The organism is Xanthomonas sp. NCPPB 1067 (assembly GCF_020783795.1).
Lineage (GTDB): Bacteria > Pseudomonadota > Gammaproteobacteria > Xanthomonadales > Xanthomonadaceae > Xanthomonas > Xanthomonas melonis.
Genome location: NZ_JAJGQG010000022.1, coordinates 56,541 through 81,598, shown reverse-complemented (window position 1 = coordinate 81,598; position 25,058 = coordinate 56,541). Strand labels below are relative to the sequence as shown.

26 protein-coding genes are annotated in these 25,058 nt (G+C 66.1%); 18 read left to right on the top strand and 8 right to left on the bottom strand.

The window, feature by feature from the left end; all coding sequences use genetic code 11:
- Nucleotides 1-21 precede the first annotated feature (21 nt).
- Nucleotides 22-1,431 carry an MFS transporter gene (locus LL962_RS15685; RefSeq protein ID WP_228317565.1) on the bottom strand — a complete coding sequence of 470 codons (1,410 nt, stop codon included), beginning with the start codon at nucleotides 1,429-1,431 and terminating at the stop codon, nucleotides 22-24.
- 288 nt (nucleotides 1,432-1,719) lie between these two features.
- Here LL962_RS15685 and LL962_RS15680 point away from each other — a divergent pair, with 288 nt between their 5' ends.
- Complete coding sequence (locus LL962_RS15680; RefSeq protein ID WP_104588290.1) at nucleotides 1,720-2,721, top strand: LLM class flavin-dependent oxidoreductase; 1,002 nt, start codon at nucleotides 1,720-1,722, stop codon at nucleotides 2,719-2,721.
- A gap of 60 nt (nucleotides 2,722-2,781) precedes the next feature.
- On the top strand, nucleotides 2,782-3,282 hold the full coding sequence (locus LL962_RS15675) for a pyridoxamine 5'-phosphate oxidase family protein (RefSeq protein WP_228317564.1): 501 nt from the start codon (nucleotides 2,782-2,784) through the stop codon (nucleotides 3,280-3,282).
- A 306-nt stretch (nucleotides 3,283-3,588) separates the two neighbouring features.
- On the opposite strand, the gene LL962_RS15670 is transcribed toward LL962_RS15675, so the two are convergent.
- Both LL962_RS15670 and LL962_RS15665 read right to left on the bottom strand, forming a co-directional pair.
- Complete coding sequence (locus tag LL962_RS15670; protein ID WP_441004877.1) at nucleotides 3,589-4,206, bottom strand: exopolysaccharide biosynthesis protein; 618 nt, start codon at nucleotides 4,204-4,206, stop codon at nucleotides 3,589-3,591.
- Between the two features lie 37 nt (nucleotides 4,207-4,243).
- Nucleotides 4,244-5,584, bottom strand: a complete 1,341-nt coding sequence (locus tag LL962_RS15665; RefSeq protein WP_228317562.1) for a hemolysin family protein — start codon at nucleotides 5,582-5,584, stop codon at nucleotides 4,244-4,246.
- Between the two features lie 272 nt (nucleotides 5,585-5,856).
- Here LL962_RS15665 and LL962_RS15660 point away from each other — a divergent pair, with 272 nt between their 5' ends.
- From LL962_RS15660 to LL962_RS15650, 3 genes are all read left to right on the top strand, one after another.
- Nucleotides 5,857-6,483 carry a DUF47 domain-containing protein gene (locus tag LL962_RS15660; protein WP_104588294.1) on the top strand — a complete coding sequence of 209 codons (627 nt, stop codon included), beginning with the start codon at nucleotides 5,857-5,859 and terminating at the stop codon, nucleotides 6,481-6,483.
- Nucleotides 6,484-6,492: 9 nt separating this feature from the next.
- On the top strand, nucleotides 6,493-7,620 hold the full coding sequence (locus LL962_RS15655; RefSeq protein WP_104588295.1) for an inorganic phosphate transporter: 1,128 nt from the start codon (nucleotides 6,493-6,495) through the stop codon (nucleotides 7,618-7,620).
- Between the two features lie 109 nt (nucleotides 7,621-7,729).
- Nucleotides 7,730-8,491: a YdcF family protein gene (locus tag LL962_RS15650; protein WP_104588296.1), complete on the top strand. Its 762-nt coding sequence runs from the start codon at nucleotides 7,730-7,732 to the stop codon at nucleotides 8,489-8,491.
- 194 nt (nucleotides 8,492-8,685) lie between these two features.
- On the opposite strand, the gene LL962_RS15645 is transcribed toward LL962_RS15650, so the two are convergent.
- Nucleotides 8,686-10,197, bottom strand: a complete 1,512-nt coding sequence (locus tag LL962_RS15645; RefSeq protein WP_228317561.1) for a S10 family peptidase — start codon at nucleotides 10,195-10,197, stop codon at nucleotides 8,686-8,688.
- Nucleotides 10,198-10,556: 359 nt separating this feature from the next.
- Nucleotides 10,557-12,446 carry a DNA topoisomerase IV subunit B gene (gene parE / locus LL962_RS15640; RefSeq protein ID WP_228317560.1) on the bottom strand — a complete coding sequence of 630 codons (1,890 nt, stop codon included), beginning with the start codon at nucleotides 12,444-12,446 and terminating at the stop codon, nucleotides 10,557-10,559.
- A gap of 161 nt (nucleotides 12,447-12,607) precedes the next feature.
- Between parE and LL962_RS15635 the strand changes: the two genes are divergently transcribed.
- The 9 genes from LL962_RS15635 to truD all read left to right on the top strand — a co-directional run bounded on the left by LL962_RS15635 (nucleotide 12,608) and on the right by truD (nucleotide 20,413).
- A complete protein-coding gene (locus tag LL962_RS15635) occupies nucleotides 12,608-12,850 on the top strand; it encodes a hypothetical protein (protein ID WP_228317559.1) in 243 nt (80 codons plus the stop codon).
- Nucleotides 12,851-13,022: 172 nt separating this feature from the next.
- Nucleotides 13,023-14,687 (top strand): CTP synthase, encoded by a 1,665-nt coding sequence (locus tag LL962_RS15630; RefSeq protein WP_228317558.1) that lies wholly within the window; start codon nucleotides 13,023-13,025, stop codon nucleotides 14,685-14,687.
- A gap of 304 nt (nucleotides 14,688-14,991) precedes the next feature.
- Nucleotides 14,992-15,822, top strand: a complete 831-nt coding sequence (gene kdsA, locus LL962_RS15625) for a 3-deoxy-8-phosphooctulonate synthase (protein ID WP_104588300.1) — start codon at nucleotides 14,992-14,994, stop codon at nucleotides 15,820-15,822.
- Nucleotides 15,823-15,833: 11 nt separating this feature from the next.
- Entirely contained in the window at nucleotides 15,834-16,157 is a 324-nt protein-coding gene (locus LL962_RS15620) for a hypothetical protein (RefSeq protein WP_228317557.1), read from the top strand.
- Nucleotides 16,158-16,268: 111 nt separating this feature from the next.
- Nucleotides 16,269-17,561, top strand: coding sequence for a phosphopyruvate hydratase (eno, locus tag LL962_RS15615; protein ID WP_104588302.1), 1,293 nt, complete (start codon nucleotides 16,269-16,271; stop codon nucleotides 17,559-17,561).
- A gap of 3 nt (nucleotides 17,562-17,564) precedes the next feature.
- Nucleotides 17,565-17,927 carry a cell division protein FtsB gene (gene ftsB / locus LL962_RS15610; protein ID WP_104588303.1) on the top strand — a complete coding sequence of 121 codons (363 nt, stop codon included), beginning with the start codon at nucleotides 17,565-17,567 and terminating at the stop codon, nucleotides 17,925-17,927.
- Entirely contained in the window at nucleotides 17,924-18,697 is a 774-nt protein-coding gene (ispD, locus tag LL962_RS15605; protein WP_228317556.1) for a 2-C-methyl-D-erythritol 4-phosphate cytidylyltransferase, read from the top strand. Before ftsB ends, ispD begins: the two co-directional genes overlap by 4 nt.
- A gap of 3 nt (nucleotides 18,698-18,700) precedes the next feature.
- Nucleotides 18,701-19,192 (top strand): 2-C-methyl-D-erythritol 2,4-cyclodiphosphate synthase, encoded by a 492-nt coding sequence (ispF, locus tag LL962_RS15600; protein WP_104588305.1) that lies wholly within the window; start codon nucleotides 18,701-18,703, stop codon nucleotides 19,190-19,192.
- 117 nt (nucleotides 19,193-19,309) lie between these two features.
- Complete coding sequence (gene truD / locus LL962_RS15595; RefSeq protein WP_104588306.1) at nucleotides 19,310-20,413, top strand: tRNA pseudouridine(13) synthase TruD; 1,104 nt, start codon at nucleotides 19,310-19,312, stop codon at nucleotides 20,411-20,413.
- Nucleotides 20,414-20,681: 268 nt separating this feature from the next.
- Here the strand turns inward: truD and LL962_RS15590 are convergent, their stop codons facing one another.
- Entirely contained in the window at nucleotides 20,682-21,221 is a 540-nt protein-coding gene (locus LL962_RS15590) for a Smr/MutS family protein (protein WP_104588307.1), read from the bottom strand.
- A gap of 99 nt (nucleotides 21,222-21,320) precedes the next feature.
- On the opposite strand from LL962_RS15590, the gene surE reads away from it, so the two are divergent.
- Genes surE through LL962_RS15570 form a run of 4 tightly spaced genes read left to right on the top strand, consistent with a single transcriptional unit; the run spans nucleotide 21,321 to nucleotide 24,180 of the window.
- Entirely contained in the window at nucleotides 21,321-22,100 is a 780-nt protein-coding gene (gene surE, locus LL962_RS15585) for a 5'/3'-nucleotidase SurE (RefSeq protein WP_104588308.1), read from the top strand.
- Nucleotides 22,097-22,774 (top strand): protein-L-isoaspartate(D-aspartate) O-methyltransferase, encoded by a 678-nt coding sequence (locus LL962_RS15580; RefSeq protein ID WP_104588309.1) that lies wholly within the window; start codon nucleotides 22,097-22,099, stop codon nucleotides 22,772-22,774. The genes surE and LL962_RS15580 overlap by 4 nt, the downstream gene beginning before the upstream one ends.
- Before the next feature lie 18 nt (nucleotides 22,775-22,792).
- A complete protein-coding gene (locus tag LL962_RS15575; RefSeq protein ID WP_104588310.1) occupies nucleotides 22,793-23,407 on the top strand; it encodes a YqaA family protein in 615 nt (204 codons plus the stop codon).
- A complete protein-coding gene (locus tag LL962_RS15570) occupies nucleotides 23,404-24,180 on the top strand; it encodes a peptidoglycan DD-metalloendopeptidase family protein (protein ID WP_167395398.1) in 777 nt (258 codons plus the stop codon). The genes LL962_RS15575 and LL962_RS15570 overlap by 4 nt, the downstream gene beginning before the upstream one ends.
- Before the next feature lie 140 nt (nucleotides 24,181-24,320).
- Here LL962_RS15570 and LL962_RS15565 read toward each other — a convergent pair whose 3' ends face one another.
- Both LL962_RS15565 and yhbY read right to left on the bottom strand, forming a co-directional pair.
- Nucleotides 24,321-24,695, bottom strand: coding sequence for an Mth938-like domain-containing protein (locus LL962_RS15565; protein ID WP_228317555.1), 375 nt, complete (start codon nucleotides 24,693-24,695; stop codon nucleotides 24,321-24,323).
- A 16-nt stretch (nucleotides 24,696-24,711) separates the two neighbouring features.
- Nucleotides 24,712-25,017 carry a ribosome assembly RNA-binding protein YhbY gene (gene yhbY / locus LL962_RS15560; RefSeq protein WP_104588313.1) on the bottom strand — a complete coding sequence of 102 codons (306 nt, stop codon included), beginning with the start codon at nucleotides 25,015-25,017 and terminating at the stop codon, nucleotides 24,712-24,714.
- Between the last annotated feature and the right edge of the window lie 41 nt (nucleotides 25,018-25,058).

Sequence of the window (25,058 nt, the reverse complement as noted above, 5' to 3'; positions counted from 1 at the left end):
GCGCCGCGAGGCGCGCTGCGGTCAGCCAGCGATATCTTCCAGCGCTCGATTGCGCGTCTTCGGCCCGAAACAGGCGATCACGCTCGCTACGATCGACATGCTGATCACGATGAAGCTCAGCACGCCATGACTGCCCACCTGGGCCAGCAGCCAGCCGATCAGCACACTGCTCATTGCCGTCGACAGGCGACTGAACGAGTAGCAGAACCCCACCGCCCGCGCGCGCAGGACGGTGGGAAATAGCTCGGCCTGATAGCCGTGATAGGCAAAGCTCATCCAGGCATTGCAGAATGCGATCATCGCCCCGCATAGCACCATGCCGATGGCCTGATGCTGCAGCGAAAACAGCACGCCGAACAGCACCGCGCCCAGTGCCGATGCGGTGATCTGCCATTTGTTTTCCCAGCGCTGCGCAAAGCGCAGCAGCAACAACGGCGCCAGCGGGTAGGCCAGCGAAATCGCAAACGCATATCCCAGGCTCTTGGTCACCCCGGTGCCTTGCGCGGCGATCAAGGCCGGCAACCAGTTGCCGAAGCCGAAGAAGCCGATCGCCTGGAACACATGGAACACCACCAGCATGCCGATACGCCCGCGGTAGGGCGCGCGCCATAGCAGGCAGACCTGCCCCGGGCCGGCGGGGGTCGCATCGGCAACCACCGGCGTCGGCAAAGGCCCTTGGATGTCGCGCTCGCAGCGTGCCTCCAGGTGCGTCAGTACCGTGTCGGCCTCCGCATAGCGGCCCTGGGCGGCGAGCCAGCGCGCCGATTCGGGCAAGCGGCTGCGCAGCCACCAGATCGCCAGTGCGAACACGCCGCTCAGCAGCACCACCCAGCGCCAGCCGCTGACACCCAGCGGCGCGTGCGGTACCAGCAGCCACGCGCTCAGCGCCACTGCCGGTACCGCCAGAAACTGCACCAGGAACGCAAATGCAAACGCCGCGCCGCGCATATGCCGGGGGACCAGTTCCGACAGATAAGTGTCGATGGTCACCAGCTCGATGCCCAACCCAATGCCGACCACCAGGCGCAGCACGATCACTCCGGTGGCAGTGCTTTGCAGCCCCATCGCCACAGTGGCTGCGGTGTACCAGACCAGCGCGAAGGTGAACACCATGCGTCGACCGAAGCGGTCGGCGAGCGGACTCAGGAATGCAGCGCCCACGAATAGTCCCAGAAAAGTGGCCGCAGCAAACGCGGCCTGATCGGATACGCCGAACGCACCGTCATTGCCATGGGCAAAGATGCCGTCGGCGATCAGGCCTGGGCTGACGTAGGCGGTCTGGAACAGGTCGTACAGCTCGAAAAAGCCGCCCAATGCCAACAGGCCGACCAGCCGCCACAGGGTTGCGCTGGCAGGTAACCGGTCGATACGCGCAGCGATCTGTGCAACGTCTGAGCCGCGGGTGGATACGGCAGGAGAGGCCATGGTCATGCCTTGCAGCCAACGGATCGTGATCGTAGCCAGCGGCCGCTCTCGAACCGGCCGGTGCTTCGTTGAGCGCCCTAGGCTTTCGTCCCCGCACGCGGGCTGGCCGCGTGCCCGCCATCGAAGACAACGCAGGTGCATGCGCGATCCATCCATGCGTGGCCGAGGCCGCTGACTGCCTGCCTCGGTGTTCGATTGCTGGAATGCTGTAATCCTGTCCGGCGGCCCGCAGATGGCTGGCAAAGCGGCAGGTCGGCCCCATCTCCTGAACATTCTCTGGTTCCGGAGTCATCGATGACCCCTATCTCCGTGCTCGATCTGGCGCCGGTCTGCGAAGGCAGCGACACCACCCACGCCTTCGCGAACATGCTGGATCTGGCGCAGCACGCCGAGCGCTGGGGCTACCAGCGCTACTGGCTGGCCGAACACCACAACATGCCCGGGATCGCCAGCGCTGCCACCGCGGTGTTGATCGGGCACGTGGCCGGCGGCACCAGCACCATCCGTGTCGGCGCCGGTGGCATCATGCTGCCCAATCATGCGCCGCTGCAGGTGGCCGAACAGTTCGGCACGCTGGCCTCGCTGTATCCGCAGCGTATCGACCTGGGTCTGGGCCGCGCGCCTGGCACCGACCAGCCCACCGCGCGCGCCCTGCGCCGTTACTTCGACAGCGCCGACCAGTTCCCCCAGGACGTGGCCGAGTTGCTGCGCTATTTCGCACCCGCAGTGCCGGGACAATTGGTGCAGGCCGTGCCCGGTGCCGGCCTCGACGTGCCGGTGTGGCTGCTGGGCTCCAGCCTGTTCAGTGCACGGCTGGCGGCGGCCATGGGCCTGTCGTTCGCCTTTGCCTCGCATTTCGCGCCCGATGCGATGGATGAAGCGGTGGCGATCTATCGCCGCGAATTCCGCCCGTCTGCGCAGTTGGCCAAGCCCTACGTGATGCTGGCACTGAACGTGGTAGCCGCCGAAACGCAGGCGCAGGCGCGCCGCCTGTTCACCACCCAGCAGCAGAGCTTCGTGAATCTGCGGCGCGGCAAGCCGGGCAAGATTCCTGCGCCGATCGACGACATCGACAGCTTCTGGCAACCGCACGAGCGCGCAGGTGTGGAGCGCGCCCTCGCATGCACGGTGCTAGGCGATGCCGAGCAGGTTGCGCGTGGCGTCGCAGAGTTCATCGAGCGCCATGCGCCGGATGAGTTGCTGTTCACCGCCAACATCTACGATCACAGCGCGCGTTTGCGCTCGTTCGAGATCGCCGCAGCGGCGGTACGCGAATTGGACGTGACCACTGTGTGATTCACGTCGCTTTGCGTGGCGATCCGCTCAGATGCGTGCACATCCATTGGGAAGGCAGGCATGCAATTTCACGAACGCAGCGAGAACATCAAGCAACTGGCCGAGTTGATTCGCGGGGTGGACATCGCCATGTTCACCACCGTCTCGGCCGACGGTAAGTTAGTAAGCCGCCCGCTGGGCACGCAGGAAGTCGAGTTCGACGGCGACCTGTGGTTCGCCACCGCCGCCGACAGCCCGAAGGTGGCAGAAATCGCCGCCGATCCGCGCGTCAACGTGGCCTACGCGTCCGCATCCAAGAACACATACGTGTCCGTGGCCGGTACAGCGCAGGTAGTACACGACCGGGCCAAGATCGAGCAACTGTGGTCGCCGGCGATGAAGGTGTTCTTTCCCGGCGGCAAGGACGATCCGAACTTGCGCCTGATCCATGTACGCGCCGAGTCGGCCGAATACTGGGACGGCCCCAGCGGCCTGCTCGGCAAGGCGCTGTATTTCGTCATGACCGCCGTCACCGACGACCCCGGCAGCCTGTCCGACAACCGCGTGGTCGATCTGAAGTAAAGCCCCGATCGGCCACCGGTATTCAGTACAGAATCGGCTGCCAGTGCGGCACAGCGCATAAGCCCCTCTGCCTGCGGGATTGGCCCATCACCTTCGCCACCTAGCCCCTCTCCCAGCGGGAGAGGGGCTGGGGAGAGGGTACGGAGCTGCCACAAACCGCGAATTGCATTGCTTCAATGCGAGCTAGACCTGTTGCAACGACGCGCCACTACTATCCCCGCATACAGCTCAGGACCAGGTAACCTAAACCCGCGCGGCGCCGGTAAGCGCGCAGGCAAGGACGCTACGACCACGCGCCCTTCGGCCCTACCGCCAAGCCACCGGCCACCAGCCGCGAATCAGGTCCACCAACTGATCCGAAGTGACGCCGAACACGGCCACCGAGATCAGCGCGGCCGCCCAGCCTGCCAGCAGGAGCGCGCCATCGCGTTCCAGCAAGGCCAACGCAAACAGCAGCAGGATCAGCCCGAAAATGTAGTTGGTGAACGGGATCGGCAGCGTCAGCAGGATTCCGACCAGCACCAGCAGCACGCCGGTGAACACCTGTGCCGGAAGGCGATCCAGCAGCACCTGCAGACGTGGCTTGAGCAGTCGATCCAGTCGCCGCAGGGTCGGCCCAAGCTTGGCGACGAAGCGCTGGCTGGTCCGCCGCCGTGGCCCGCGCTCGCCGATGAAGGCCGGTACCCACGGCTTGCGCAGGCAGCACATCATCTGCAGCCCGATCAGCACCGTCAGCGGACCACTGATGCCGCCGGCCACGCCCGGAATCGGAATGAACGAAGGCAGGATCGCCAGGAACAGAAAGACCCCGAACGCGCTCTGCTGCAGGTCGGCCAGGATCTCGCGCACACGCAGCACCTGCTCCGGGTCGCCATCGCTGAAGGCCGCCAGCAGGCTGCGGATGCCTTCGTTGCGATAGCGCATCCGTTCCTCGTCCGCCTCGCCGGGTGGTGGCCCGCCCTCAGCCGACGCTGTCATCGCTGTCCTCGTCGCCGACCCGGCGCAGCAACAGCTTGTCCACGCGCGCGCCGTCCAGATCAACGATCTCGATGCGCCAGCCGGCCCAGTCGAAGAATTCGCCAGCCTGCGGAATCCGCCCGAAATAGTAGATGCACAGCCCGGCCAGGGTGTGGTAATCGCCTTCGTCGGCATCCGGCAATTCGGCGCCCAGCACTTCGCGCAGTTCTTCCACCGGCAGCGAACCGTCGATCAGCAACGAACCATCGGCGCGCGTCACCACCAGTGCATCTTCGTCGGTGTTTTCCACTGCCTGCAGGCGGCCCACCACCGCGCCCATCAGGTCACTGATGGTCACCAGCCCGCGGATCTCGCCGTACTCGTCCACCACCAGCGCCATCGACTGCTGTTCTTCGCGGAAGATCTCCAGCAGCTTCATCGCATGCGTGGATTCGGACACGAACACCGTGTCGCGCAGGGCCTGGAACAGCTGCGCGCCGTGCCCATCCATGCGGGTGACCAGCGATTTGACTTCCAGCACACCGGCGATGTCCTGGTCGCTGCCGCGGTACACCGGGTACCGCGAGAATTCGTGCTCGCGCATGATCGCCAGATTGCGTTCCGGCTCGGCATTGGCGTCCAGCCAGGCGATGCGGTTGCGCGGCGTCATCAGGCTGTCGGCGGTGCGGTCGCCCAGCCGCATCACCCGGTTCATCATGTCGCGTTCGTGCGCATCGATCACCCCGGCCTCGTGGCTCTCGGCCACCAGCATGCGGATCTCCTCTTCGGTCACCGATGCCGATTCGTCCTTGCCCATGCCCAGCACGCGCAGGACCAGGCGGGTGGAGCGCGCCAGTACCCACACGCCGGGCGCGGCGATCTTCGCCAGCCAGGTCATCGGCACGGCGACGAAGCCGGCGATGTGCTCGGAGTTGCGCAAGGCCAGCCGCTTGGGGACCAGTTCGCCGAAAATCAGCGTCAGGAAGGTGATCAGTGCCACCGCGAGGGTATTGCCGATCACCACCGAATAGGGCCGGGGCGTTCCGACCAGTTCGAACGAGGCCGAGAGTGCCGGAAACAGCTGCTGCAGCCAGTTGCTGATCGCCTCGCCGATCGCCTCGCCGCCGAACACGCCGGTCAGGATGCCGATCAGGGTAATACCGATCTGGACCGTGGACAGGAAGTTCTCGGGACTCTCGGCCAGAGCCAGCGCCCGGGCCGCGCGCTTGCTGGAGCCAGCCATCTGCTTCAGGCGGCTCTTGCGCGAGGTCATCAACGACATCTCCGACATCGCGAAGAAGCCGTTCAATACGATCAGGGCAATGACGATCAGAAACTCAACCACGGGCGTCTTCCCCGGTCAGTGAAGGGGAGGGCGGGGTTGCGCAGCGATGGCCGACGCGCGCAGGGGCGGGACGGCAGGCGGGGGAGATAGGGTCGTCTTCCATAGGGTGCGCCCGAAGGCGCGGGGGCATGGTAGCAAACCACAGGGTGGTTCGAGCCGGGAAATGCCGATGTGAAGGCCCCGGCAGCGTCCATATACCCAGACAGGTCATGGAGCGGTCATAATTCGCCCCTGGTGCCGTCTCTCCCTCGACGGCAGGAAGTTCTTCACCCATGTTCTCGTTGCAGACCATCTTCGGTTCCGGCAAGCAGTTCTATTCGCTCCTGAACGAAGCGGCGCAGGCCGCCTACGACAGCACCAAGGCCTTGCACGCCATGATGCGCGAGTCCGATCGGCAGCCCGCGCTGGACGCCTTCAAGCTCGCCCGCCTGCGCGAACGCGCCGCCTCCGACAAGATCGGCCAGGCACTGGTGGACAGCTTCATGACCCCGATCGAGCGCGAAGACATCGAGGCGCTGGGCTCGGCGCTGTACAAGATTCCCAAGCAGGTGGAGAAATTCGCCGATCGCTATTCGCTGGCGACCAAGCACCTGGAACACATCGACTTCGCCCCGCGCGCGGCGATGCTGGAACAGGCCGCGGCCGTGGTGGTGGAAATGGTCGACGAGCTGCCGCGCATGAACATCGATCGCATGACCGCGCTCAACGACAAGCTGCGCATGCTCGAGAACGAAGCCGACCGGCTGATGCTGGAGTTGTACCGCGATATCTATTCCGGCCGCCTGGATACGCTGCAGATGTTTCTGCTCAAGGAGTTCTTCGAGATCCTGGAAAAAGCCATTGACCGCTGCCGCGAGGCGGGCGTGGTGGTGTATCAGATCGTGTTGAAGAACAGCTGAGGCCGCCGCGTGCTTACCCTTGTTCTGGTGGTGATCCTGGCTGCGTTGGTGTTCGAGTTCATCAACGGCTTCCACGACACCGCCAACTCCATCGCCACCGTCGTCGCCACCAAGGTGCTCTCACCGGGTTGGGCGGTGATGCTGGCCGCCGGCATGAACCTGATCGGCGCACTCACCGGCACGGCGGTGGCGCTGACCATCGCCTCGGGTCTGCTCAATACCGACGTGGTGGATGTCACCCCGCAGGTGATCCTGTGCGCCTTGCTGGGCGGCATCATCTGGAACCTGATCACCTGGTGGAAGGGCCTGCCGTCCTCCTCGTCGCATGCGTTGATCGGCGGGCTGTGCGGCGCCGGCCTGGCTGCCGCGCACAACAACTGGGACGCCTTGATCTGGTCGGAGAACATCGGCAACTGGGCCAAGAACAAGGGCCTGTTGTGGAAGGTGTTCGTGCCGATGATCACCTCGCCGATCGCCGGCTTCCTGCTCGGCATCGTGGTGATGGTGCTGCTGTGGGCGCTCATCGCCGGCATGTCGCGGCTCGGCGGTCGGATCGGCCGGCTGGCGCGGCCGCGTTGGGTCAATGCCTTCTTCGGCAAGGCGCAGATCGCCTCGGCCGCGTATATGGGTTATGCGCACGGGCACAACGACGCGCAGAAGACCATGGGCATCATCGCCATGACCCTGATCGGCGCGCAGTCGGCCGGCGCGCTGGACGATCTGCCTGGCTGGCTGGCCTTCCTGCATCCGGGCACCGGGCTGGCGGCCGGCGACGGCATCCCGATGTGGATCGTGCTGACCTGCGCGGTGGTGATGGCGGCCGGTACGGCCTCTGGCGGCTGGAAGATCATCAAGACGCTCGGTCACAAGATGGTCAAGCTGCATCCCATCCACGGCTTCGCTGCCGAAACCAGTTCGGCCACCGTACTGACCCTGGCCGCGCACTTCGGTATGCCGGTCTCCACCACCCACAGCATCTCCACCGCCATCATGGGCGTGGGCTTTGCGAAGAATCCGCGCTCGCTGCGGATCGGGGTGATCGAGCGCATCGTCTGGGCGTGGATCCTGACCATTCCGGCTGCCGGTGGCGTGGCGTATCTGATCCTGCGCGCCTTCGAACTGTTCGGCTGGACATGAGCGGTGTCGCGGTGCGGTCACGCACCGTGATCACGATGCAATGCCACTGGCGTCTGGCCGTTCGCATGCAGCGCGGCGGTCGGCGCATCCTGAGCGAGACTCTTCTTCGATGATGCTGGCACTGGTGTGCGTGTTGTTCGGGTTCGCCTGGCTGATCGACCGCCGCGGCCTACGGCGATTTTCCCGCACCCTGGGTGCGATCAGCCTGGCGCTGGTGCTGGCGGTGGGCTGCGGGCCGTTGCCGTCGTGGATGCTGCAGCACCTGCAGCGCACCGGGCACAACGACTTCGATGGATGGGGCGCGCGCAACGTCATCGTCTTGCTGGGCGCCGGCACCGTGCGTCCGGAGGGCAGGGATGCAGTGGCCGAGGCCAACATGTTCGCCTATGGCCGCATTGTCGAGGCGGCACGGCTGTACCAGCAGTGCCGTCGCAGCGGCGGCGAGTGCAAGATCGAAATCAGCGGCGGCGACGCGCGCGGCCTGGGCCTGTCCGAGGCGGTGGTCTACCAGCGCGTGCTGATCGGGCTGGGCATCGGGCGCGCGGATCTGATCATGGAGCCGTCCAGCATGAACACTTGGCAGAACGCGCAGTTCAGTCAGCCGTTGCTGCGCGCCTATCGGCCCGAGCGCATCGTGCTGGTGTCTTCGGCCACGCATCTGCGCCGTGCCGAACTGTATTTCCGCCACTTCGGCATCGATGCCGTCCCGGTGCGCGCCGACTGGCTGACCGCCTCGTGGTCGGTCCTGCCGCAGAGCTACAACTTCACCCTGGCCGATCTGGCCCTGCACGAATACCTGGGCATCGCGCGCTACGAGCTCTACCAATGGCTGGGCTGGAACGTGAAGGCCAGCGAGCCTGGGGCGGTGTGAGTCGGGAGTCGGGATTCGGGATTCGCAACAGCTGATGCACCTCCTGAGTTGCACGGCTGATCTGCTTCCGATAATGCCTGCCACTTCCAGATGGATGGCAGCCACGCATCTGCGTGGCGTTCGCGGCGTGCTTGCGCGCCGTTGGGGTGGGTGATGCATCGCCAGCCGCTGCGGGCGGCCGGCGATGGCTGCGCTCAGCGCGTTTCGTACATGGCCTTGACGTCGTTGCGGAACGCGGCCTGGCTGTCGGCACGGTTGTAGAACATGTGGCCGCCTGGATACTCGCGCACCTGCACGCGGGTGGGATCACCCATCGCCGGCATCTGGTCCACCGTGAGCACCGAACCCATGAACGGGCAGGAGAGGTCGTTCCAGCCGTGCGCGATCAGCACGCGCAGCTTGGGGTCGATCGCCACCGACTGGCGCAGCTGCGTCACCGCGCCCTTGCGCAGTTCATCGCCCCAGTCCCAGGCAGTGTTGACCTCGTAATTGATTGCCTGATAGCGGGCATCGACCTTCCAGCCCACGATCCGGGTGACGAAATCCACCATCGCCGTGGTGGTGGGCGCGATGATGCTGTCCAGCAGCGGGTCGTTGGCGCGCTGCGCCGGATCGTTGGGAAACGGGTCGAACGCGGTCACGTTGGAATCGTAGCGGCTGCCCAGCTCACCCTTGTCGCGAAACACTTCTCGCAGGTAGGCCTGGGTCTCCAGCCGGCCGCCGGAGCGGCGCACGTAGGCCGGATCCAGCCCCGTCATGCGGGTGACCTGCTGCAACATGGCCTCCTGGGCCTTCGGATCGGAGCGGCCCTTCATCAGCGCCACCGCATAGTCGCCGCGCGTGTAGTCGATGACCTGGCGCATTGCCGGTTCATTGAGCTGACCCTGGCGTTCCAGGTGCGCGGCAGCGATCGACGGTAGCGTCATCATCCATGCCAGCGGCGACACATCGGCATTGTCGTCCAGGGTCGGATTCAGAAACGGCGACACCAGCACCACGCCATTCATCGCCACTCCGAGCCGGGTCTGCAGGAACTGGGTGATGCGTGGCCCGCGGAAGCCGCCGTAGCTCTCGCCCACCAGATACTTGCGCGCCTGCAGCCGGCGGTTCTTGAGCAGCCAGTCATAGATCACGCGCGAGAGATACTCCACGTCCGCCTGTGGGTTATAGAACTGCTTCTTGGCCTCGTCGTCGTCGATCAGCGAACGGCTGAAGCCGGTGCCCACAGGGTCGATGAACACCAGGTCGGTGAAGTCCAGCCAGGTGCCCGGATTGTCGCGCAGGGTGGCCGGTGCCGACGCACTGTCGCCTTCGGCGCCGAAGCTGACCACCTTCGGCCCGATCGCGCCCAGGTTGAGATACACCGATGCCGCGCCCGGGCCGCCGTTCAATGCGAACGTCACCGGGCGCTCCTTGCCATCGACGGTATAGGCGGTGAATACCACCTCGCCGGTGGTCTTGCCCTGCGCATCGCGCACCGGCAGCGTGCCGACGGTGGCGGTGTAACTGAGCGAGCGGCCGGCAACGCGCGTGCTCTGACGCACGCTGACATCGCCCGGTAACGGCGCCTGCCTGGCCGCGGCCGCATCGGGTTTCGCATCGCCGTTGGAGTCGCTTTTACGGTCGTCTTTGTCTGATGCAGCTGCCAGCGCCGCGCCGCTTAGCAGGAGGCAGGCCAATAGGCTGGCACGGAAGAACAAGGGCATGAGCGTCGACGCCGGAACAGGAGAGTGCCGATGCTAGGCTTCTGCAGAGCCCGGTGAATGTGCAGGAAGGCACGGATGTCGCGCTGACCGATGCGGGTCGCGGGCTTGCTTGCTTGTGCGGTGCGTGTGCGGTGGGCAGGTGGCTTTGAGTGACTCACCGGACAACTGTTGCTTTCGCATCTTGAAGCTTACGCCGGAAAATCGAGTTTAGTTCTTTCTCCCCTCGGGAGAAGGTGCCCCGTAGGGGCGGATGAGGGTGCAGGCGAAGCTCTCGCAATGTTCACTGCACGAGGCTTCGCCCGTACCCTCACCCCAACCCCTCTCCCTAGGGGAGAGGGGCTTTCAAAGCGTCCGGGTTTTCAAACTTCCAGCGAAGCCAGGTCGCCCTTGGTCTCCAGCCACTGTTTGCGGTCGCTTGCGCGCTTCTTGGCCAGCAGCATGTCCATCAGCGAACGCGTCTGCTCGCCGTCGTCGATGGTCAGCTGCACCAGCCGGCGCGTATCCGGATGGATGGTGGATTCGCGTAGCTGCTGCGGATTCATCTCGCCCAGGCCCTTGAACCGGGTGACGCTGAGCTGGCCCTTCATCTTCTCGCGCGCGATCTTGTCCAGCAGCGTGGTCTTTTCTTCTTCGTCCAGCGCGTAGAACACCTGCTTGCCCACGTCCACGCGGAACAGCGGCGGCATCGCCACGAACACGTGGCCGGCAGCGACCAATGCGGGGAAATGCTGCAGGAACAGCGCGGTCAGCAGCGTGGCGATATGCAGGCCATCGGAGTCGGCGTCGGCCAGGATCACCACCTTGCCGTAGCGCAGACCGGTGATGTCGTCCTTGCCCGGGTCGCAGCCGATCGCGATCGCCAGGTTATGCACTTCTTCGGAGGCCAGCACGCTGCCGGAGGCCACTTCCCAGGTATTGAGGATCTTGCCGCGCAACGGCAGGATCGCCTGGAAATCCTTGTCGCGCGCCTGCTTGGCCGAGCCGCCGGCCGAATCGCCTTCCACCAGGAACAGTTCGGTGCGCGACAGATCCTGGCTGATGCAGTCGGCCAGCTTGCCGGGCAGGGCCGGGCCCTGGGTGACCTTCTTGCGGACGATCTGCTTTTCGGTCTTCAGCCGCGCGCTGGCGCGGTCGATGGCGATCTGCGCGATCTTCTCGCCGATCTCCACGTTCTGATTGAGATACAGGCTGAAGGCATCGTGCGCGGCGCCTTCGATGAAGCCGGCGGCCTGGCGCGAGGACAGCCGCTCCTTGGTCTGCCCGGAGAATTGCGGGTCGGTCATCTTCAGACTGAGCACGAAGGTGACCCGGTCCCACACGTCTTCCGGCGCCAGCTTGACCCCGCGCGGCAGCAGATTGCGGAAATCGCAGAACTCGCGCAGCGCATCGGTCAGGCCCGAACGCAGGCCGTTGACGTGGGTGCCGTGCTGCGCGGTGGGGATCAGGTTGACGTAGCTTTCCTGCACCAGCTCGCCTTCCGGTACCCAGGCCGCGGCCCAGTCGACGACCTCGGTGTCCTTCTTCAGGCCGCCGACGAACAGCTCGGCCGGCAGCAGCTCGTGCTGGGCCATCTCGCCCTTGAGATAGTCGCGCAGGCCGTTCTCGAAATACCAGCTGTCCTGTTCGCCGGTGGCCTCGTCGTGCAGCTTGACGGTCAACCCCGGGCACAGCACGGCCTTGGCGCGCAGCAGATGGCGCAATGCACGCACATTGAACTTGGGCGTGTCGAAATACTTTGGGTCGGCCCAGAAGCGCAGCCGCGTGCCGGTGTTCTTCTTGCCCACCGTGCCGACCACTTCCAGCTTGGAGGCGGCGTTGCCGTCGCGGAACTCCATGCGGTGCTCGCTGCCTTCGCGCTTGATGAACAGCTCGACCTTGGTCGAGAGCGCGTTGACCACGCTCACGCCCACGCCGTGCAGGCCGCCGGAGAAGGTGTAGTTGCGGTTACTGAATTTGCCGCCGGCATGCAGCCGGGTCAGGATCAGTTCCACACCTGGAATCTTCTCTTCCGGATGGATGTCCACCGGCATGCCGCGGCCGTCGTCGGACACCTCGCAGCTGCCATCCTTGTACAGGGTGACTTCCACTTGCCTGGCGTGGCCGGCCAGCGCCTCGTCGACGGAGTTGTCGATCACTTCCTGCGCCAGATGGTTCGGGCGCGCGGTGTCGGTGTACATGCCAGGGCGGCGTTTGACCGGGTCCAGGCCCGACAGCACTTCAATATCGGCGGCGTTATAACGGGTGTTCATGCATCTCGTTGGCACGTGAAACGACGCGCAAGTGTGCGGGCTGGGGCGACTTTTTGCACGCGGCAGGCGTTCAGTGCAGGGCTGGGTGCGCCTGGCTACCCTAGCGTTGGTTTCGGAACCGAACGTCCCCACCTGAGGATGTGACCGAACCGGAGGACACCATGAAGTTCAAACACATTCTGATGCTCACCCTGGGTGCGACCGTCGTGGCGGCGTTGCCGGCGCTGGCCCAGGCCGCCCCGCAGCAGTCCGGGCAGCGCGCCACCGCGCAAAAGGCCGACGATGCCAAGGCCAAGACCGAAGCCGAGCGCAAGGCCGAACGCCGCGCTGCCGCAGCCGCGCAGAAGCCCAAGGCCGACAGCGCCCCGCGCGAGGAAGAAGAAGAGGAAAAGCCGGCGCGCTGATCCTCGCGCACTGGCACCTCGCACCATGGACGCCCCGGCTCAGGCCGGGGCGTCTGCATTTGCGCATGGTTGCAGCCACTTTTGCCGCGCGGGATGACCTCGTCATCACGCAGCCCTTGGGCATTCGCCCGTCACCCGTTAAACTATGGCTTTCCGGGAGGCCTTGAGCCCCATGACTCCCCTGATTTTCGTAACAGGCGGTGTAGTGTCCTCGCTAGGCAAGGGCATCGCCGCTGCTTCGCTTGCGTCCATTCTCGAAGCGCGTGGCCTGAAGGTCACGATGATGAAGCTGGACCCGTACATCAATGTGGACCCGGGCACGATGAGCCCGTTCCAGCATGGCGAGGTCTACGTCACCGACGACGGTGCCGAAACCGACCTGGACCTTGGCCACTACGAGCGCTATGTGCGCACGCGGCTGTCGCGCAAGAACTCGGTCACCACCGGCCGGATCTACGAGAACGTGATCCGCAAGGAGCGTCGCGGCGACTACCTCGGCGCTACCGTGCAAGTGATCCCGCATATCACCGACGAGATCCGCCGTTGCATCGATGAGGCCACGGCCGGCTTCGACGTAGCGCTGATCGAGATCGGCGGCACGGTGGGCGACATCGAATCGTTGCCGTTCCTGGAAGCCATTCGCCAGGTGCGTACCGAGCGCGGCGCCGAGAAGGCGATGTTCATGCACCTCACCCTGGTGCCGTACATCGCCGCGGCCGGTGAGCTGAAGACCAAGCCGACCCAACATTCGGTCAAGGAACTGCGCTCGATCGGCATCCAGCCAGACGTGCTGCTGTGCCGTTCCGAACAGGCCGTGCCGGATTCGGAGCGCCGCAAGATCGCGCTGTTCACCAATGTTTCCGAGCGCGCGGTGATCAGCTGCCCGGACATCGACGTGCTCTATGGCATGCCGCTGGAACTGCTGCGCCAGGGTCTGGACGAGGTGGTCATCGAGCAGTTCAAGTTGCGCGACAAGGTCGCCGCGGCCGATCTGTCCGAATGGGCGGCGGTGGTGGACGCGGTCAAGCACCCGCTGGACGAAGTCACCATCGCGGTGGTCGGCAAGTACGTCGATCACCAGGATGCCTACAAGTCGGTGGCCGAAGCGCTGCGTCATGGCGGTCTGCGCCAGCGCACCAAGGTCAACCTGAAGTGGCTGGAAGCGCAGGACCTGGAAGGCAGCGACATGGCTGCCCTGCAGGATGTCGACGGCATTCTGGTGCCGGGCGGATTCGGCGACCGTGGCTTCGAAGGCAAGGTGCTGACCTCCAAGTTTGCGCGTGAGCACAAGGTGCCGTATTTCGGCATCTGCTACGGCATGCAGGCCGCCGTGGTGGACTACGCGCGCCACGTGGCCGAGCTGGACGCGGCCAACAGCACCGAGAACGATCGCCAGTCGCCGCACCCGGTGATCGGCCTGATCACCGAGTGGCGCACCGCCACCGGCGAAGTCGAAAAGCGCGACGAGAAGTCCGACCTGGGCGGCACCATGCGTCTGGGCCTGCAGGAGCAGCGGCTGAAGCCGGGCACGCTGGCGCGCGAGGTCTACGGCAAGGACGTGGTGGCCGAGCGTCACCGTCACCGCTACGAGTTCAACAACCGCTACCGCACCCAGCTGGAAGATGCCGGCCTGGTGATTTCCGGCAAGTCGATGGACGACACGCTGGTGGAAGTGGTGGAGTTGCCGCGCGATGCGCATCCGTGGTTCCTGGCCTGCCAGGCGCACCCGGAGTTCCTGTCCACCCCGCGCGACGGGCATCCGCTGTTCATCGGCTTCGTGCGCGCTGCGCGCGAGAAGAAGGCAGGCGGCAAGTTGCTCAAGGAAGCGCGTGCGTGAGTTCCTTCTCCCGTCGGAAAAAGGTGCCCTGAAGGGGCGGATTTGGGGGCGCCGCAACACACTGGAAGATGGCAGCCATGACGAACGCGTCGCTCGTGGTTAACTCCCTTCTCCCACCGGGAGAAGGTGACCCGTAGGAGCGGATGAGGGGCGCCGCGACACATTGAAAAGATTGAAGCCATGATGAACGCGTCGCCACGCGCCAGCCAGGGCAAACCATCTGGCCTTACTAGCGCTTGCAAACCTTACCCTCACCCCAACCCCTCTTCCGGTGGGAGAGGGGCTTACTCAATTAGGTGACCTGATGAAACTGTGTGACTTCGACGTCGGCCTCGACCAGCCGCTGTTCCTGATTGCCGGGCCCTGCGTGATCGAGTCGATGCAGCTGCAGCTCGATGTCGCCGGCAAGCTCAAGGAAATCACCGGCAGGCTGGGGATCAACTTCATCTTCAAGTCCAGCTTCGACAAGGCCAACCGCACCTCCGGCACCAGTTTCCGCGGTCCGGGCCTGGAAGAAGGCCTGAAGGTGCTGGATGCGGTGAAGCGGCAGATCGGCGTGCCGGTGCTCACCGACGTGCATGAATACACGCCGATGAACGAGGTCGCCGCCGTCGTCGACGTGCTGCAGACCCCGGCCTTTCTGGTGCGCCAGACCGACTTCATCAAGAACGTCTGCGCCGCCGGCAAGCCGGTCAACATCAAGAAGGGCCAGTTCCTGGCGCCGTGGGACATGAAGCCGGTGGTGGACAAGGCCAAGTCCACCGGCAACGAGCAGATCATGGTCTGCGAACGTGGTGCCTCGTTCGGCTACAACAACCTGGTCAGCGACATGCGCTCGCTGAGCGTCATGCGCGATACCGGCTGCCCGGTGGTGTTCGATGCCACCCACTCGGTGCAGTTGCCGGGCGGGCAGGGCAGCAGCTCCGGCGGCCAGCGCGAGTTCGTGCCGGTACTGGCGCGCGCAGCGGTGGCGGTCGGTATCTCCGGTTTGTTCGCCGAAACCCATCCCGATCCCTCCAAGGCCCTGTCCGATGGTCCCAATGCGTGGCCGCTGGATCGCATGGAAGAGCTGCTGGAAACGTTGATGGAACTGGATGCGGTGACCAAGAAACACGGGTTCGCGCGCTTCGCATGAGGCCTGCGGCGGTGCGTCGCCACTGGCATCACTGGCCCTGGGGTTGGATGGCGCTGGGGTCGTCGCTGGCGACGTGGGTCTGCGCGGCACTGCTGGCGGTAGTGTTCACCGCCAGTATCAGCATGCCGGGCGACGGCAGCCATGCGCTGCAATCCACACGGTCTGCGGGGCTGCTGGTGCTGGCGGTCGCCGCCACGACGACGCTGTGTTGTCTGATCGCCAGCCCTGCCGCATTGCGCTGGCAGCGCCAGCCGGCGGCCGGAGCGATCGCGCTCGCCTTGCTGGTGAGCGTGCTCGTGCTGTTCGGTCTGACGCTGCTGGGCCTGCGCATCTAGCGCCGGTGCTTACGCCGTGGCCCTGCGATTTGGCAATGGGGCAGTGTGCGGCGATAATCCGGCGGCTTGTTTCCGGTGTACTTCCCCCCTTACTGGTAACCGAACGGACCTATGACCACTATCGCCAAGATCCTCGCCCGCGAAATCCTCGACTCCCGCGGCAATCCCACGCTGGAGGCGGAAGTCACGCTGGCAGACGGCTCGTTCGGCCGCGCGGCCGTGCCCTCGGGCGCCTCGACCGGCACCAAGGAAGCGGTGGAACTGCGCGACGGCGACAAGACCCGCTACCTGGGCAAGGGCGTGCGCCACGCGGTGGACAACGTCAACGGCACCATCGCCGAGACGCTGAAGAACTTCGACGCCGCCGATCAGCAGGGCCTGGACCGTCGCCTGATCGATCTGGACGGCACCGAGAACAAGGGCCGCCTGGGTGCCAATGCGCTGCTGGGTGTTTCGCTGGCCGCTGCGCATGCGGTGGCGGCCTCGCGCAAGCAGCCGCTGTGGCAGTACCTGTCCACCATCACCGAGTCGGACGTGGCGCTGCCGGTGCCGATGATGAACATCATCAACGGCGGTGCGCATGCCGACAACAACGTCGACTTCCAGGAATTCATGGTGCTGCCGGTCGGCTGCGGCTCGTTCTCCGAAGCGCTGCGCGCCGGCACCGAGATCTTCCATTCGCTCAAGTCGGTGCTCAAGGGCCACGGCCTGAGCACCGCGGTCGGCGACGAAGGCGGCTTTGCGCCGGATTTCCGCAGCAATGTCGAAGCGCTGGACACCATTCTCGAAGCGATCGGCAAGGCAGGCTACACCGCCGGTGAAGACATCCTGCTGGGCCTGGACGTGGCCTCCTCGGAGTTCTACGACAACGGCAAGTACAATCTGGTCGGTGAGAACAAGCGCCTGACCAGCGAGCAGTTCGTCGATTTCCTGGCCGACTGGGTGGCGCAGTACCCGATCATCAGCATTGAGGACGGCCTGGCCGAGGACGATTGGGCCGGCTGGAAGCTGCTGACCGATCGCGTCGGCAAGAAGGTGCAGCTGGTCGGCGACGACCTGTTCGTCACCAACCCGAAGATCTTCAAGCAGGGCATCGACTCGGGCACCGCCAACGCGATCCTGATCAAGGTCAACCAGATCGGCACGCTGACCGAAACGCTGGAAGCCATCGCGATGGCGCACGCAGCCAATTACGCCTCCATCGTCTCGCACCGTTCGGGCGAAACCGAAGACACCACCATTGCCGACATCGCCGTGGCCACCACCGCCACGCAGATCAAGACCGGCTCGCTGTGCCGCAGCGACCGCGTGGCCAAGTACAACCAGCTGCTGCGCATCGAGCAGGCGTTGGGTTCCGGTGCGCGCTACGCCGGCCGCGACGCGTTCGTGTCGCTCAAGCGCTAAGCCGTGCGCAACTGGCGCTGGCTACTGCTGGTGCTGGCGGTGCTGCTGGCTTGGCTGCAGTACCGCTTCTGGTTCGGGCCTGGGAATTCCGGCGAGGTGATGATGCTGGAGGCCCAGGTCGCGCATCAGACGCAGGACAACGAGGGCCTGCGCCAGCGTAACCAGGCGTTGGCCGCAGAGGTGAAGGATTTGAAGGATGGCGAAGCGGCAATCGAGGAACGCGCGCGCAGCGAGCTGGGCATGATCAAGCCGGGCGAAACGTTCTACCGCGTGGTCGAGGATGCGTCGCTGCCGCCTGGATCGAGTGAGGTTGCGGCACCGGCGCCGCAAGCGCCCGCATCCACCGACCCCGTGGATCATCCATGACCGGGTCGGTCTGGGCGATCGTGCCGGCCGCTGGCCGTGGCACGCGATTCGGCGGGCACACGCCCAAGCAGTATCTGCATGCGGCCGGGCAGCCGTTGATGGCCTACACCCTGGCGGCGCTTGCGGCGCACCCGGCAGTGGCCGGCATCCTGGTGGCGATCGCTGCCGACGATGCCGATTGGCCGGGCTGGAGCGCGGTGCAGTCCAAGCCGATACTCACGTGCGTGGGGGGCGCTACGCGCGCCGCATCCGTGCTTGCGGGCCTGCTGGCCTTGCCGGACAGCGTGCGCGCCGACGATTTCGTGCTGGTGCACGATGCCGCGCGCCCGAACCTGGCGCTGGTCGATCTGGATCGGCTGCTGGAGATCGGTCGCGGCGATCCGGTGGGCGCGATCCTGGCGGCGCCGGTGCGCGACACGCTCAAGCGTGCCGGCGACGATGGCGGCATCGACGGTACCGAGCCGCGCGAACGCCTGTGGCGCGCGCTCACTCCGCAACTGTTCCGGCGGCATCAACTGATCCGCGGCCTCACCGAAGCATCGGCGGCCGGCGTCGAGGTGACCGACGAGGCGATGGCGATGGAGCGGATGGGCTTGCGCCCCTTGCTGGTGGAAGGGGCCGAGGACAACTTCAAGGTCACCACGCCGGTGGATCTGGCGCGTTTCGAGTTTGAGCTGGCTAATCGGGACCGGGGACCCGGGACCCGGGACCTGGGACAAGCCGGTCAACAGCCTTCCGCCTCTGCTTTCCCCGGTCCCGAAGAGGTTTGATTCATGTCCATCGATTTCCGCATCGGCCAGGGGTACGACGTGCACGCGTTCGGTGCTGGCGATCATGTGATGCTCGGCGGCGTGCGCGTGGCGCATAGCCATGGCGTGCTCGCGCACAGCGACGGCGACGTGGTGCTGCACGCGCTGTGCGATGCCATGCTCGGTGCGCTGGCGCTGGGCGATATCGGCCAGCATTTCCCGCCCAGCGATGCACGCTGGAAGGACGCCGATAGCGCGCAATTCCTGCAGCACTGTGATCAATTGCTGCGCGAGCGCGGCTGGCGGGTCGGCAATGCCGACATCACCGTGATCTGCGAGCGGCCCAAGGTCGGCCCGCACGCGCTGGCGATGCGCGAACGCATCGCCAGCCTGCTGGCGATCGAGCTCGACGCGGTCAGCGTCAAGGCCACCACCAGCGAAAGACTCGGGTTCACCGGGCGTGGCGAAGGCATCGCCGCGCAGGCGGCGGTGCTGCTGGGCAGGATCTCCGCCTAGAACGCCACCCTCGGGCCGGATCGGTCCGCCTGCAAGATCGCATCCTGCGACATCACATTCGGCGCCGTAGCGTCGGCATACAGCGCACGATGCGTCGGCGCGAAGGCAAGCGACACCATGAGCGAATCCCCGGTTCTTTCACGCGCGCACGGCGATTCGGTGCTACGCGCGGCGATGCGTTGCACGCCGGAGGACTTCCAGGTCGAAGAGTTGCCGGCCTTCGAGCCCTCCGGCGAAGGCGAGCATCTGCTGCTCACCATCCGCAAGCGTGGTCAGAACACGGCCTATGTCGCCAGGATGCTGGCGCGCTGGGCCGGCATCGCTGACATGGGCGTCAGCTACGCCGGGCTGAAGGATCGCCATGCAGTGACCACGCAACGTTTCAGCGTGCATCTGCCCAAGCGCGTCGCCCCGGACCTGGCCACGCTCGACGATGCGCAACTGCAGGTGATCGACAGTACCTGGCACAACCGCAAACTGCAGCGCGGCGCGTTGCTGGGCAACCGGTTCGTGCTGACGCTGCGCGATGTGCAGGGCGAGCGCGAGGCGATCGACCGGCGCCTGCATGCGATCGCCACGCGCGGCATTCCCAACTGGTTCGGCGAGCAGCGCTTCGGACGCGATGGCGGCAACGTGGCGGCGGCGCTGGCGATGTTCGGCCATGTGCAACAGGCCGACGGCACGCTGGCGCAGGTGCCGCCATCGAAGCGGCGCCTGCGCAACGATCAGCGCTCGATCCTGCTGTCGGCAGCGCGTTCGGCGCTGTTCAATCGTGTGCTGGCCGCGCGCGTGCAGCAGGGTAGTTGGGACAGCGCGCTGGAGGGCGAAGCCTGGATGCTGGATGGCTCGCGCAGCGTGTTCGGTCCCGAGTCGTGGAGCGAGGTGCTGGCCGAGCGCCTGGCGCGTTTCGACATCCATCCCAGTGGCCCGCTGTGGGGCGCTGGCGAGCCGCGTCCGACCGGCCACGCAGCTGCGCTGGAGCAGGGCGCACTATCGGATCCGCAATCGCAGGCCTTGCGGCAGGGGCTGGAGGCCGCTGGGCTGAAGCAGGAGCGCCGTGCCTTGCGGCTGCGTCCGCATAATCTCGTCCATGCCTGGCACGACCCGCACACGCTGCGGGTGGAATTCGCATTGCCGCCGGGCTGCTATGCGACCGCCGTGTTGTGGGAGCTGGGCGAGGTCACCGATGCCGCCCAATCCGGGGCGACGCCTGCCGAGTGACGCGCGGTCATCGCCGCAGCGCGCTGGCGATCGATCCGGGGGGCGATGCGGATTGCCGCCTTCCCGGCCGCGAACGCGGTGCTGCAGTCGCGCGATTGTCCGTCCCGCACCGGCGTACGTCCCGGGTCGCCGTGCCGCATGCTGCTGTCCTGGTGTGGGGTCCGGTTGCGTCGACAGCGCCCTGCAATGGCGAATCCCTGCTCAAGGCATCCGCACCGCTCCTGTTCGTGCGCGTCCATGGCGCCGCGTGGCAACCCACTGCAGCGTGTCAGCGCGGCGCCAGCAGCACCAGCAACGCACCGGTCCCGCCTTGCGTGGGCGGCGCGGAATGAAATGCCAGCACGTCGTTGCGCTGGCGCAGCAGGCGGTCCATCAGGTTCTTCAACACCGGAGCGCCGGTGTCCGATTGCAGTCCCTTGCCGTGGATGATGCGCACGCAGCCATGTTCGTGCGCATGCGCCTCGCTCAGGAACTGGCGTAGCAGCGCTTCTGCCTGCGCCGCAGTGGCACCGTGCAGGTCCAGTTCGTCCTGGATCGAAAACTGGCCGCGCTTGAGCCGTTGAAACAGCCGTGGGGGCAGATTCTCGCGCCGATAGCTGGCGGTATCGCCGGCCTCCAGTGGGGCGCTGTCGCGTAACAGGCGGGCGAATTCGGTGTGCGCTTCGGCGTCGTCGCGTTCGGCCATGCGCGCGCGCGGTTTCGGACGCGGCTTGGCGTTGGCCGGGGGCGCGACCTCACGCAGCGGCGTGACCGCACCGATCGCTGCGCGAAACAGCGCGCCGTCGTCTTCGTGTTCGGGATGCGACATGCGGACAGGGTAACCGTTCCAAGCGCAGACGCACGCGAAGATCAAGCGCGAAGCCTGTGGACGCATCCGGTATCATGGCCGGGTTTTCCGAGGAGTCCCATGCGCGTACTGGTTAGCAACGACGATGGTGTCGACGCCCCCGGCATCCAGATCCTGGCCGATGCGCTGCGCGATGCCGGTCACGAAGTGATGGTGGTCGCGCCCGATCGCGATCGCTCCGGCGCCAGCAATTCGCTGACGCTGGACGTGCCCATCCGCACCCGCCGCATCGACGCGCAGACCTGCGCGGTGGCTGGTACCCCTACCGACTGCGTGCATCTGGCGCTCACCGGCATGCTGGACTACGACCCGGACATCGTGGTCTCAGGCATCAACAACTCGGCCAACCTGGGCGACGACGTGATCTATTCGGGCACCGTCTCCGCTGCGATGGAAGGCCGTTTCCTGGGCTTGCCCGCCGTTGCGGTCTCGCTGGTCACCCATCACCACGAGGCGCACAACTACCAGACCGCCGCACGCGCGGCGGTGGAAATCGTGGCGCGGCTGAAGGCCGACCCGTTGCCTGCCGACACCATCCTCAACGTCAACGTGCCGGATCTGGCCTGGTCGGATGTGCTCGGTTTCGAGGTCACCCGGCTGGGCAACCGGCACCGCTCCGAACCCTGCGTGCCGCAGCGCGACCCGCGCGGCCGCACCGTGTACTGGATCGGACCGGCCGGTCCCGAGCAGGACGCCGGTCCCGGTACCGATTTTCATGCCGTGCGCACCGGGCGGATTTCGATCACCCCGATCCATGTCGATCTCACCCGCTATCAGGCGCTGGAGACGGTGGCCGGTTGGGTGGGCGGGCTGACCGCTGCGCTGGACGGGCCGGCATGACGCCGAGGCTGCGCCTGCAACCGGAATCGGTGGGGATCGGCATGACCTCCCAACGCGTGCGCGACCGCCTGGTCGAACGTCTGCGCGAGGCCGGCATCCAGGACGAAGCCACGCTCAATGCGATGCGCACCGTGCCGCGGCATCTGTTCATCGACGAGGCGCTGGCTTCGCGCGCCTACGAAGACACCGCACTGCCGATCGGCCATGGCCAGACCATCTCCCAGCCATGGGTGGTGGCGCGCATGACCGAGGCGGTGCTGCAGGTGGCGCCGACCAAGGTGCTGGAGGTGGGCACCGGCTCCGGCTACCAGGGCGCGATCCTGGCCGCGCTGGGGCTGGAGGTCTACACCGTCGAACGCATCGGCGACCTGCTGCGGCAGGCACGCAAGCGTTTTCGGCATCTGGGCATGAACGTGCGCAGCAAGCACGACGACGGCCGCATCGGCTGGCCCGAACACGGCCCCTACGACGCCATCGTGGTCACCGCGGCCGCGCCGGCGCTGGTCGATGCGCTGGTCGATCAGCTGGCAGCCGGCGGCCGCCTGGTCGCACCGGTCGGTGGCGCGTCTTCGCAGTCGCTGGTGCAGCTCACCCGTGACGCCGACGGTGCGATCGATCATCAGGTTCTGGCGCCGGTCACGTTCGTCCCGCTGTTGTCGGGCATGCTGGATTGATCCCATGAGAGTGTCTCGATGAAGATTTTCGGGCCGTTGTACGACGTGGCCATCCGTTGGTCGCGCCACCGCCGCGCACCTGCGTTGTTGACCGGCCTCAGCTTCGTGGAGGGCTTCATCTTTCCGGTGCCGCCGGAAGTGATGCTGGCGCCGATGTCGTTGGCCGCGCCCAAGCGCGCGCTCTGGTTCGCGACCTTGAGCCTGATCGGCTCGCTGTGCGGTGCAATGGTCGGATATCTGCTGGGGCATTTCGCCTTCGCCGCCCTGCAGCCGCTGATCGAATGGCTGGGCTGGAGCGCGAAGATCCAGGCCCAGATCGAGACCCTGCGCGTGCTGGTGGCGGAGTCGCCGTGGAAGGCATTCTGGGCATTGGTGCTGGTGGGCTTCACGCCGATCCCACTGAAGATCTTCACCTGGGCCTCCGGCGTGGTCGGCGTGCCGTTGCTGCCCTTCCTCGCCAGCATGCTGGTCGGGCGCGGCAAGCGCGTCTATCTGGTCGCCGGTGCGATCCGCCTGGGCGGGGCGCGTGCCGAGGCCGCCCTGCACAAGTGGATCGAGCCGCTGGGCTGGGTGGCGATGGCGGTATTGGCGGCAGGCGCGGCCTGGTTGCTGTGGAAGACAACGAACGGATGAGCAGGGCGCAGATGAATTCGGTACGCAAGACAGCAGTCGTGCTCATGGTCGCCATTGGGCTGACCGCCTGCAGCAGTGCCACGGTGGTGCGCTCGCCTGGCGCCGGTGGCGGTTCCGCGTCTTCGCGACCCGCCGCAGCGCCGCGGCCATCGGTGCCGCGCCCCGGTGCAACGGTGACCGTGCAGCGCGGCGATACCCTGTATGCGATCTCGCGCCGCACCAACATCACCGCAGCGGACCTGGCAGCCTGGAACGGCCTGTCCTCGCCGAACACGATCTATCCCGGCCAAACGCTCAAGCTGTACCCAGGAAGTGCGAGCAAGCCCGGCGCCAGCGCACCGGTGGCAGGTAACGCCGCGCCGGCGCGTCCGGCCGCACCGGTGGCCGCCCCGGTCAGCAGCGGCTTCGCATGGCGCTGGCCCGCCGATGGCGTGGTGGTGGGGACGTTCGTGAGCGGCGAGACCACCAAGCAGGGCGTGGATATCGCCGGCGCCAGCGGGCAGGCGGTTCGCGCGGCGGCCGACGGCGTGGTGGTGTATTCGGGTGCCGGGCTGGTGGGCTATGGCGAACTGATCATCATCAAGCACAACGACCAGTGGCTGTCGGCCTACGGACACAACCGCAAGCGGCTGCTCAACGAAGGCCAGAGCGTCAAGGCCGGTCAACAGATCGCCGAGATGGGCCGCAGCGGCGCCGCCCGCGACATGCTGCACTTCGAGATCCGCTACAACGGCAAGCCGGTGGATCCGTTGTTGTACTTGCCGAGGAAGTAAAGCTCGGGACCCGGGACCCGGGACCCGGAAAGCGGAATGTGGGCCACCCTGCTTGGGTCGTCCGGCGCAGGCCGGACCCTCAGGCTTGAAGCACTCCGGAATGCTGCGGGTCCCGGGTCCCGGGTCCCGAGTCCCGGCTCTTAGCCTTCCAGAATCATCGCCAACGCCACCCGCCGGCCTTCGCTCGCCAGCACGTTGAAGGTGCGTGCGGCAGCGGCGTTGGTCATCGCTTCCAGCCCGATGCCCCGGGTCAGGCAGGCGGCCAGTACCTGTGCATCGGGGAACTGCTGGCGGTCGCCGGTGCCCAGCAGGATCACCGCCGGGGCCAGCGCCAGCACCGCGTCCATGTGCCCGGCCTGCAGCTGCGCCAGGTCCTGCACCGGCCAGCCCTCCACCAGCTCGTCTGGCGTCAGGATGAAACTCTGCTGCAGAATCTGCTCGTTCACCTTGGCATGATGGCCATCGGCCGCCCGCAAGGCGTACGCGTAATCGGGATGTTCCTGGCTCAAAGGCATGAAGGGACTCGTTGGGTCAGCCGCGCGGCAGCACGATCTGGCGCTTTTCCTTGCTCGGGCGGTACAGGATGGCGACATGGCCGATCCGCTGCACCAGGGCGCAGCCGGTCTGCTCGACCAGTTCGGCGATCAACGCATCGCGGGTCTCACGGTCCTCGGAGGTCACCTTCACCTTGACCAGTTCGTGGCGTTCGAGCACTTCCTCGAGTTCGGCCAGGAACGCCGGCGTGACCCCCTTGCCGCCGGTCTGCAGCAGCGCCTTGAGATCGTGGGCCTGGCCGCGCAGGAAACGGTTCTGGGCGGAGGTGAGGACAATGGACATGCAGGATCGAGGGGCAGCAAAGGGTGTTCAGGGTATCATGG